General features: G+C 39.7%; 12 protein-coding genes. 1 reads left to right on the top strand and 11 read right to left on the bottom strand.

Annotated elements, in window-relative coordinates; all coding sequences use genetic code 11:
• Nucleotides 1–40: 40 nt before the first annotated feature.
• From BKK47_RS04115 to asnC, 7 genes are all read right to left on the bottom strand, one after another.
• Entirely contained in the window at nucleotides 41–883 is an 843-nt protein-coding gene (locus BKK47_RS04115; protein WP_077493637.1) for a tyrosine-protein phosphatase, read from the bottom strand.
• Nucleotides 880–1,698, bottom strand: coding sequence for a PTS system mannose/fructose/sorbose family transporter subunit IID (locus BKK47_RS04110; protein WP_077493636.1), 819 nt, complete (start codon nucleotides 1,696–1,698; stop codon nucleotides 880–882). Before BKK47_RS04110 ends, BKK47_RS04115 begins: the two co-directional genes overlap by 4 nt.
• Entirely contained in the window at nucleotides 1,695–2,465 is a 771-nt protein-coding gene (locus BKK47_RS04105) for a PTS mannose/fructose/sorbose/N-acetylgalactosamine transporter subunit IIC (protein WP_077493635.1), read from the bottom strand. Before BKK47_RS04105 ends, BKK47_RS04110 begins: the two co-directional genes overlap by 4 nt.
• Nucleotides 2,462–2,932 (bottom strand): PTS sugar transporter subunit IIB, encoded by a 471-nt coding sequence (locus tag BKK47_RS04100; RefSeq protein WP_059366059.1) that lies wholly within the window; start codon nucleotides 2,930–2,932, stop codon nucleotides 2,462–2,464. The genes BKK47_RS04105 and BKK47_RS04100 overlap by 4 nt, the downstream gene beginning before the upstream one ends.
• Nucleotides 2,919–3,365 carry a PTS sugar transporter subunit IIA gene (locus tag BKK47_RS04095; RefSeq protein ID WP_244149106.1) on the bottom strand — a complete coding sequence of 149 codons (447 nt, stop codon included), beginning with the start codon at nucleotides 3,363–3,365 and terminating at the stop codon, nucleotides 2,919–2,921. The genes BKK47_RS04100 and BKK47_RS04095 overlap by 14 nt, the downstream gene beginning before the upstream one ends.
• Before the next feature lie 130 nt (nucleotides 3,366–3,495).
• Complete coding sequence (locus BKK47_RS12420; protein WP_158074747.1) at nucleotides 3,496–3,642, bottom strand: hypothetical protein; 147 nt, start codon at nucleotides 3,640–3,642, stop codon at nucleotides 3,496–3,498.
• Between the two features lie 33 nt (nucleotides 3,643–3,675).
• Nucleotides 3,676–4,128, bottom strand: coding sequence for a transcriptional regulator AsnC (gene asnC / locus BKK47_RS04090; protein WP_018356952.1), 453 nt, complete (start codon nucleotides 4,126–4,128; stop codon nucleotides 3,676–3,678).
• Between the two features lie 154 nt (nucleotides 4,129–4,282).
• Here asnC and asnA point away from each other — a divergent pair, with 154 nt between their 5' ends.
• Entirely contained in the window at nucleotides 4,283–5,275 is a 993-nt protein-coding gene (asnA, locus tag BKK47_RS04085) for an aspartate--ammonia ligase (protein ID WP_077493633.1), read from the top strand.
• 49 nt (nucleotides 5,276–5,324) lie between these two features.
• Here the strand turns inward: asnA and serA are convergent, their stop codons facing one another.
• From serA to BKK47_RS04065, 4 genes are all read right to left on the bottom strand, one after another.
• The gene (gene serA / locus BKK47_RS04080; protein ID WP_077493632.1) at nucleotides 5,325–6,557 is read right to left on the bottom strand and encodes a phosphoglycerate dehydrogenase; all 1,233 of its coding nucleotides are present in this window, start codon (nucleotides 6,555–6,557) and stop codon (nucleotides 5,325–5,327) included.
• Between the two features lie 30 nt (nucleotides 6,558–6,587).
• The gene (rpiA, locus tag BKK47_RS04075) at nucleotides 6,588–7,247 is read right to left on the bottom strand and encodes a ribose-5-phosphate isomerase RpiA (RefSeq protein ID WP_077493631.1); all 660 of its coding nucleotides are present in this window, start codon (nucleotides 7,245–7,247) and stop codon (nucleotides 6,588–6,590) included.
• A 108-nt stretch (nucleotides 7,248–7,355) separates the two neighbouring features.
• The gene (gene hemW, locus BKK47_RS04070) at nucleotides 7,356–8,507 is read right to left on the bottom strand and encodes a radical SAM family heme chaperone HemW (RefSeq protein WP_077493630.1); all 1,152 of its coding nucleotides are present in this window, start codon (nucleotides 8,505–8,507) and stop codon (nucleotides 7,356–7,358) included.
• Between the two features lie 188 nt (nucleotides 8,508–8,695).
• Nucleotides 8,696–10,258: an AbgT family transporter gene (locus BKK47_RS04065; protein ID WP_077493629.1), complete on the bottom strand. Its 1,563-nt coding sequence runs from the start codon at nucleotides 10,256–10,258 to the stop codon at nucleotides 8,696–8,698.
• Nucleotides 10,259–10,435 lie beyond the last annotated feature (177 nt).

Genomic DNA, 10,435 nt, shown 5'->3' with positions numbered 1-10,435 from the left:
ATCGGCAAAATTGACCGCACTTTGAGAAGATATTGCCCGATTATTCAAGATAATCCGCTTGTAATTGAAGGATTTCCGCACGACTGATACCAAGCTGTTGTTCGGCATAGTATTGAATTGAACCATATTGTCGCTCAATGGTATTGATCGATATTTCAATAAACTCAGGTTTGGTATCAATGAGCGAGTAAAGATAATTCAATACTTCTTGATCTTGAGTGATTTGACGATAAACCGCCATTTTCTGTCGATTGCGTTCTAAGCGATTGATATGGGTCAGCATATAATCATCAATTATTTGATTCTTATCGACTCCTAAAACCCCTAACAGTAACATTGCCCCAAAACCGGTGCGATCTTTCCCTCCACGACAATGCTGTATAAAAGCGCCACCTTTCAGATTAGCGGCAACTTTTAACATTGAAGCAAAAGCCTGTTGGCATTCCGGCTTTTCCACAAAATTTTTGTATTGCCTCATCACAATATCATCATAATGTACCAAACTACCGTTTTGTTTCTGCTCAATGATTTTATTCACTAAATTTTCATCTTCGTTTTCCTTTGATGAGGTGAATTGTGCTGCCAATTCTGCCGTATGGGCATTGGGATCAAATTGGTAAATTTGCTCCGTTCCAATAATCTTATTGGGGTATTTGGCAATTTCATTGGGGCTACGATAGTCAATTACCGCCTGAATGTTGAGTGGTTTTAACATTGCTATCCCATTTTCGCTCGTATTGTATAAATGATCGGAACGATAAAGCCGTTGCCATTTGACTTTTCGATGATCCCGTGTGAGATACCCACCCATATCACGAAAGTTATTCATTCCTTCTATGGAGAGGGTTCGTAATTGGGCTTGCTGTTGTAAATTTGCCGTCATTTTACTAATACTCCCAAATATACGAGGGCGATACAGAGTAGCATTGTGCCGATAATTAATGTGGCGGCATATTTACCATTGGTTTTCTTCAGTATTGAATAAATCCCCACCGTCACTAATAAACTGAACAAACCGGGCATCACTTTATCAAACATTTCTTGGAGTTTGATCGTATTTTCACCGACACTAAATTCGACACCGAATTTCACCCTCACAACCGAAGCGATTAAAGCGCCAATCACCATTAGCCCCACAACATTCGCCATATTGCTGACTCGTTGTAAAACATTGCTGTTACCGTTAATCATATCCATACCTTTATGGTAACCATAATGGATGCCGTAATATTTAGACGCAACATTCACAATATTGTAAAGCAGGAACATTAAAATTGGGCCTAATACGCTACCATTTAGTGCTAGTGCTGCACCGATACTGCCACAGATAGGTAACCAAGTGAATTTCAAAATACTGTCGCCTAATCCTGCTAGCGGTCCCATTAAACCGGTTTTTATTGCAGTGACCGTTTCTTTTTCACTTTCTTGGGTGGACTCTTCCACCGCTGCGGCAATACCTAGAATCAGCGCATCTGAATTGACATGGCTATTAAAGAATTTTAGGTGACGCTTCATTGCCTCTACTTTCTGTTCTTTAGGCTTGTCTTGATAGAGCCGTTTTAAAACAGGGATGAAACTTGATAGAAAACCGATTGCCTGCATAGATTGATAATTGTTGGTGACATTGAGTAACTGCATTCGCCAGAAGACTTTGTTTAAATCTTGTTTCGTAATTTGGTGTGACGTTTGTTCGGTCATAGATCATAATCCTCATCATTAGTATTTTGATTAGAAACTATCGCTTGAGTATTTTTATGAATTGCTAAGTCATAAATTAATGCTAACGGTAAAGCGATCAGAGTAATCGGCAAGACGGATAATTTAAGGTAAACGGCTAACGTAAAACCCGCGACTAAGAAAAGCCAAAGTTCTGCTTTTTTCAACATCATTAACATGAGTAAACCAATGCCTATAGAGGGAATGATTTTGCCGGCAACATTCAAACCGGTAATGATTTTATCCGGTAATTGCGCCACGATTTGTGCAATTAAATCCGCACCGAAATAGACGGCTAAAAAGGTAGGTACAGCTCGAATCAAGAAAGCGATTATCATCGGAATATATTGAATCCGAAAAATCTTATCGAAATCCCCTTCTTCTACCCAACGTTCTGCAATTGGATTTAGAGCCACAATGCCGGAACGGTATAAAATCAAGAGCTGCTGAGCAAGTAACGACGTTGGAACGGCAAGAGCGATAGCTGCTTCCGTACCTCCGGCGGCAATCCCTAATGCGGTGCCAATTGCGGTGCCTGAAATCATATCCGGTGCAGAATAAGCTCCAACATTGCCTACCCCCATCCACATCACTTCTAAAGTTGCACCAATTAAAAGTGCGGTTTGTAAGTCGCCCATAATCAAGCCGACAACTGTTGCGATCAATAGTGGTCGTCTAATCATTTGCGTACCAATATCGTCAATTGCACAAATGCCCGCCCATAATGCAACGAAAAGTGCAGCTATCATTTAATCACCTCCGTCAAGTTGATTTTTTCATCGTTCGGTACCATTTGAATAGTAACCGTAACCTCTTTATCCAACAGTTGTTGGAAAGCAGAACGCTCTTCGTTAGTCACCGATAAAGCTTTGGTTAATTGAGTTCTCCCCTCTTGAAAACGCATTCCGCCAACATTTAGTTCATTAATAGGAACGCCGGCATTGACGGTTGATAACACATCAATGCTGTTAGTGAACAACAACATTGTGCGTCTGCTGAGTCCTTTTGTTTGATAAATTTCTGCAAATTTTTCAATCGTAAGTACGACGACTTTGATACCTTGCGGTGCTGCCATGGTCAAAATATTTTTTTGGGTTTGATCTATCGCTAATTTATCGTTTAGCACCACAATTTGTTCCACTTTGAATAGATTGACCCAAGTTGTGACGACTTGGCCGTGAATCAAGCGATCATCAATACGACTAAAGCAAATCATCTTCATCCTCCTGTTTTTGTAGGTCATTGAAATCTCGAATGGTTAATCCGTTTTGATAGGCGTTTTTAATGAGTGATTTCATTTCATCAAATGGCAAATCACGATTCATGAGTACATCTAACAATAGTGGTAAATTTAAGCCACAACAGACCAAGATGTTTTCTTTCGTGAGTAAGTGAGAGGCCAAATTCATAGGGGTACCACCGAGAATATCGGTTAAAAAGATAATCCCCGATTGTGTATCTAATGCGTCAATTCTTTCTTGTAGCTCTTGTTTTAAATGAGCTACATTATCTACGGTAAATACTGATAAGGTATCGAAGTTAGTTTGTTTCCCTACAATTAACTCCGCACTTTCTATTGCAGCCTTAGCAAAATTTCCGTGGCTCATTAACATTAGGGCAATTTCTTTCGGCATTGTATTTTTCTCCATAAGTTTAAGTATTGATTACAATGTAGGAGAAAGTTGCTAGAGACTCAATTTTTAGCATTGCACGATATATCGTGCAAACTAAATCTTGGTGACAGAGAATGCAGAGTAGATTGAGAAATAGCTAATTGCCTTAAGTTGGTACAACTTTGCCAATAAAAAGAACTTGATGGAATCGTTGCCCAATATAATATTCTGTTCGCAATGCTGAATGAATGCTCTTAGCACCAAACAAATTTTCCTCATAAATAAAAGAAACCAAGTAGCCAGCATAGTCCATTAGAAATGGTAAACGTCCACCAAGTAAATAAAGTCAAGGCTTAATATCCCTCAAAATAGGGTTTTGCATTGAAATCAGTGTTTCGGTAGATTGAATTTCATCAATTAATTGAATTTTCGTGGCGAGAACAGAATGTAATTCAGCAATGGTGTGGGTCATGACTTTGATGAAAATTGAGTAATTTCCCGTTGTATAATAGGCTTCTACTACTTCATCAAAGGTTTCCAGCTTTTTAATCACTTTCTCATAATCCTTCGCACTTTTTAAAATGATCCCGATAAAGCAGCATACGTCATAGCCGAGTTTCCGTTCGTCAATAATCACTTTGGTGCCTTCAATAATGCCGGATTGTCGCATTTTTTCTACACGGACATGGATTGTGCCAGGGCTGACACCAAAATTTTTTGCCATTTCTGCATAGGGCGTGCGCGCATCTTTAGTCAATACGCGGAGAATTTGTTGATCGAGATTATCAATATTGTGCATAAAACAGCCTCCTTTAGAATTATTCTAATAAACTACAAATTAATTAGATATTATTCAAAGTTATTTGAAATGTAAACAAAATACTTGAAAAATAATTATGATTTATTGAATAATACGCAAAATTTTACTTATTGTTAAATAACAGGCGGAAAATATGAAGAAAACATTTATTTTACAGCAACAAGAAATTAGTTTTGTTAAAAATACCTTTACTCAAAACCTAATTGAACAACTCGGTATTATTGAGGTTCAAGGGCCAATTCTTAGTGAAGTGGGCAACGGAATGCAAGATAACTTGTCAGGTATTGAAAAAGCCGTTCAAGTAAATGTGAAATGTATTCCAAATGCCGTATATGAAGTGGTTCACTCTTTGTCAAAATGGAAACGCCATACTCTTGCCCGTTTTCACTTTAAAGAAGGAGAAGGGCTGTTTGTTCATATGAAGGCTTTGCGTCCCGATGAAGACTCTTTAGATCCAACCCATTCTGTTTATGTTGATCAATGGGACTGGGAAAAAGTAATTCCTGCCGGCCGACGTAACCTTACTTACTTAAAAGAAACCGTCAATTCTATTTATCGTGCCATTCGTTTAACAGAACTTTCGGTGGAAGCTCGTTTTGACATTCCTTCAATTTTGCCAAAACAAATTACCTTTGTGCATAGTGAAGATTTGGTAAAGCGTTATCCGAACCTTACCAGCAAAGAACGGGAAAACGCAATCTGTAAAGAATACGGGGCGGTATTTTTAATTGGTATCGGTGGTAAATTATCTGATGGCAAGCCACATGATGGGCGCGCACCGGATTATGACGACTGGACAACAGAATCCGAAAATGGCTACAAAGGTTTAAATGGTGACATTCTTGTCTGGAACGAGCAACTTAATACGGCATTTGAACTTTCCTCCATGGGAATTCGTGTCGATGAATCCGCACTTCGTTTGCAGGTAGCGTTAAGCGGCAAAGAAGATTGTTTAAAAATGGATTGGCATCAAGAGTTGCTAGATGGAAAATTACCTCTCTCAATTGGTGGCGGAATCGGTCAATCACGTTTAGCCATGTTCTTATTACGTAAGAAACATATTGGTGAGGTTCAATCGAGCGTATGGCCAAAAGAAATGTTAGAGCAATATCAACACATTCTTTAATTTGATAAAAAAAGTGCGGTTAAAATTAACCGCACTTTCATCTCAATATCTAATACAGCACGCGCGCACGGATTGTGCCATCAATTTCACGCAATTTAACCAATAACGGTTCTGCATTTTCGGTTTCCACATCCACCACGACATAACCAATTTTAGGATCGGTTTGTAAGTATTGTGCGGCGATATTAATATTGGCTTCCACAAAAATTTGGTTAAGCTTGTTCAATACGCCCGGACGATTTTCGTGAATATGCAATAAACGTTTGGTGCCTGCGTGTTCCGGCAAGGAGACTTCCGGAAAATTCACCGAGGATAATGTTGAACCGTTATCGGAATATTTCACAAATTTTCCCGCCACTTCAAAACCAATATTTTCCTGTGCCTCTGCCGTTGATCCGCCAATATGCGGCGTTAAAATCACATTATCAAATTCACGTAATGGCGAGACAAACTCTTCATTGATTGAAGCCGGTTCAACCGGGAACACATCAATAGCCGCCCCATGAATTTTGCCCACTTTTAAGGCGTGGGCAAGGGCATCAATATCGACGACCGAACCGCGTGCCGCATTGATTAAAATAGCCCCTTGTTTCAGTTGTGCAATACGTTCCGCACTCATTAAATTACGGGTCGAAGGTAACTCCGGCACATGTAAAGAAATCACATCACAAGAACCAAGCAATTCTTCTAAACTACGCACTTGTTTCGCATTACCGAGCGGCAATTTATTTTCAATATCATAGAAATGCACGTCCATCCCTAAGGATTCGGCAATAATACTTAATTGAGAACCGATATGACCATAACCGACGATGCCTAATTTTTTACCCCGAACTTCGTGCGAACCGGTGGCGGATTTATTCCATATACCGCGATGTACTTCCGCATTGGCTTGCGGAACATTACGCATCAAAAGCAAAATCTCACCTAAAACCAATTCAGCAACCGAACGGGTATTTGAGAATGGCGCATTAAATACCGGAATACCCCGCGCTTTTGCCGCATTAAGATCAACCTGATTGGTACCAATACAAAAGCAACCGATAGCAATAAGTTTTGGTGCGGCATCAATCATTGCCTCGGTTAAATGCGTACGCGAACGCAAACCGATAAAATGCGCGTCCTTAATCGCTGCTTTTAGTTCATCACCATCAAGGGCTTTTTTGTAATAATCAATATTGGTATAACCCGCCGCATGCAGCGTATCCAGCGCACTTTGGTGCACGCCCTCCAGCAATACAAATTTGATTTTTGATTTGTCGAGTGAAACTTTATTTGTCATATTTGCCTTCCTTACATTTATTTCTATAAATTATTCGATAATTTTTGCACCTTCAGGCGTACCGACAATCACAATATCTGCGCCACGTAGGGCAAAAATACCATTTGTTACCACACCGGCAATATTATTTAATTCTTTTTCCATTTCTAGCGGATTTAACATCGCAAAATTATGCACATCTAAAATCACATTACCGTTATCTGTCACCACACCTTCACGATATTCCGGCGCACCGCCAAGTGCGACTAATTTTCTCCCCACCTGCGAGCGTGCCATTGGAATGACTTCCACAGGCAATGGGAAAGTTGAACCTAACACATCGACTTGCTTACTTTCATCGACAATGCAAATAAATTTTTTCGCCAATGCCGCCACAATTTTTTCCCGGGTAAGTGCCGCACCACCGCCCTTAATCATCATTTTTTGTGGATTAATTTCATCTGCGCCATCCACATAAATATCCAATCCTGAAACCTCATTTGCGCTAAAGACTTCAATGCCTTGTTTGCGTAGCAACTCTTCCGACGTTTTCGATGCTGCCACAGCGCCTTTAATTTGATCTTTCATCGCTCCTAAGGCTTCAATAAAGCAGTTTACGGTAGAACCGCTACCCACTCCGACAATCGTATCCGCTTTCACATACTGTAAGGCTGCTTTTGCCGCCAATTTTTTCATTTCTAATTGATTCATTATTCTGCTCTTTCTTTTAAAAAGTAAACGATTGCGTTACTTTAATATGCACGCATTAAATAAACAAGTGCAAATTTTGATAAGTCATTATGAAAAAAATAACACTAATTAGTCTTCCGCTAGAAATAGTGTGAGTAATTCATTTAAAAACAATTTGCCGTGTTCGGTAATCTGCCAATATGCTTCGGTTTCTATGATGTAGTTCTGTTTAAGGGCAAAATCAATCTGGTTTTTGACCGCACTTTGCGGTAATCCGGTATAGTATTCAAATTCCCTTTTCGGTACAGGTTCCAATAAACGAAAACGGTTCATAAAGAATTCAAAAGGGCGGTCAATTTCAGGGACGTTTTTTTCTTCATAAAGATACTCACCCCGCAAATATCCCCGAGGATGCTTGGTTTTAGAAAAACGCCGAATCCCGCCGTTTGAAAAAGTTAATTTTCCGTGCGCCCCACAACCAATCGCCAAATAATCACCAAAACGCCAATAATTCAAATTATGTCGGCATTGAAAACCCGGTTTGGCATAAGCGGAAGTTTCATACTGTTGATAGCCTGCCGCAGTGAGAAGTTGATGGCCTTGCTCAAAAATAGTCCAAAGTTTGTCTTCATCCGGCAATTTCGGCGGGCGATAAGCAAACATCGTATTGGGTTCAATAGTCAGTTGATACCAAGAAATATGCGGCGGTGCCAGCTCAATGGCTTGGCGTAAATCATCTAAGGCTTCGGCAAGGGTTTGATTCGGCAAGCCGTGCATTAAATCCAAGTTGAAACTTTTGAGACCGGAAACTTTCGCTAAACCGACCGCTCTTTTGGCTTCCCGCACGTTGTGAATTCGCCCTAAGCGTTGCAATTTGTCATCATTAAAACTTTGAATTCCCATAGAAATACGGGTAACCCCAGCCGTTACATATCCCTTAAACCGCTCTGCCTCCACTGTACCGGGATTGGCTTCCAAAGTAATTTCGATATTATCTTGAAAAGAAATATATTTTTTTATTTCACTTAACAAATAAGCAATACTATCCGCTGAAAACAAACTCGGCGTGCCGCCACCGATAAAAATAGAATGTAGTTCCCGATCCTGAATACTTTCCTGAAAACGTGCTAAATCCGCTTTCAAATCCTGTAGCAAATGGTGAATATACTCTTGTTCGGGAATATCACTTTTCCGAGCATGGGAATTAAAATCGCAATAGGGGCATTTCTGTACACACCAAGGAATATGGATATAAAGAGAAAGTGGAGGAAGTCTAAGCATGATAATTAATAATTCAGAAGATATTTTATGCCATTATAAAATACAACGGAAAAATTTTTAAAGGATTGCTCTTTTGGTTATCGCTTTAATTTTGAATCAGTTAGAGACAGAGGAATGTTTTATTAGGAAAATAATAGGCTCTGTATTAAGAGCCTTATTATCGATAGTAATTTCAATATGCCGCTGAGTTATGGCGTTGAAAAATAAGTAAATGAGCCTGGCCCGACCGGTAAACCAAACACAAAAACCCAGAGGTAGAAAAGCGTTACCCAACCGACGATAAAAATAAATGAATAAGGAATCATCATCGCCATTAACGTACCCACTCCCGTATCTTTTTTGTAACGAACCGCCACAGCCATAATCAAGCCAAAATAACTCATCATCGGCGTGATAATATTCGTTGTTGAATCACCAATACGATATGCTGCCTGAATCACTTCCGGCGCATAACCAACCAACATCAGCATTGGTACAAAAATAGGCGCAGTTAATGCCCATTGTGCTGACGCGGAGGAAATCATCAAATTGATAAATGCACAAACTAAGATAAAACCGACAAAAAGCACAGGTCCTGTTAAGCCAAGATTAATAAGTAAATTAGCCCCTTTTACCGCAACAATTGAACCTAAATTTGTCCACTTAAAAAACGCTACAAACTGTGCCGCAAAGAATACCAGTACGATGTACATCCCCATTGAAGCCATACCCTGCGACATTGATTTTACGATATCTTGAGAAGATCTCATTGAACCGGTGACTCGTCCATAGATATAACCGGGAATGGCAAAAAAGATAAAAATAAAGACTACAATACCATGTAAGAAAGGGGAACCCGCTACAAGCCCTGTTTTGGTATTACGCAAAATGCCGTCTTCGGGAACAATGGTCCAGGCAAGTAGTAAGGAAAAAATTAACATTGCTATGCCAGCCCACATCAAGCCCTTTTTCTCATTAGGTGCCAATTTTTCCACTTTATGTTTAAGAATTGAAGGATCATCCGCTGCTTGGGGATCATAATTTCCTAACTGAGGTTCAACGATTTTTTCTGTGACCAAATAGCCCAAAATGCTCACTAAAAATGTACTAACAAACATAAAATACCAGTTTGCTTCAGGTCCGACGACATAATTTGGAGCAATTAAACGGGCAGCCTCTTGCGTAATTCCCGATAAAAGCGGATCTACCGTACCTAATAACAAATTAGCGCTATATCCGCCGGAAACACCGGCAAATGCAGCTGCAAGCCCAGCAAGCGGATGACGACCAAGTGCATGAAAAATCATTGCAGCAAGAGGAATTAGTACCACATAACCAAGTTCAGCCGCTGTATTTGAAATAACACCGGCAAATACAATAGTGAAAGTCACCAGTTTTTTCGGTGCGCCAACAACTAACCCTCTCAGCGCCGCAGAAATCATACCGGAAGACTCGGCAATAGATACTCCGAGCATTGCCACTAAAACAGTACCAAGTGGCGCAAAATCTGTGAAGTTTTTAACCAAACTGCTGACCATATAAGCCAGTCCTTCTTGGCTAAGCAGATTTTTCACGATAATGTCACCGGAGTGATTCGGGCGAGGATCCAAAACACTTACACCAAAGTAATGCAAAATGGCTGAAAGTACGATCAAAATACCGCACATCAACATAAATAAAATAATAGGGTGCGGCAGTAAATTTCCAAGCCATTCCACCCCTTTTAAAAAATGCCGAATTCGGCTGTTTTTTTGAGAAACTGTTGATGACATATGCACATCCTTTTGGATTGGTTAAATAATGAACTTCATATTCGCACATTTTTACCAAATACCAAAACAAAAATTTCATTTCAAAAACAACAGCATTACATTTTTTTAACCTTTGTTTGAATTGCCAAAAAATCAGAATTTAAAGCGATAAAAAAGGGCTTGTTTCCGCAAGCCCTA

Source organism: Rodentibacter mrazii, assembly GCF_001998825.1.
In the GTDB taxonomy this organism is placed as follows: Bacteria; Pseudomonadota; Gammaproteobacteria; order Enterobacterales; family Pasteurellaceae; genus Rodentibacter; species Rodentibacter mrazii.
Note: the sequence above shows the minus strand (reverse complement) of the source record. Positions and strands in the feature narration are given on the sequence as shown.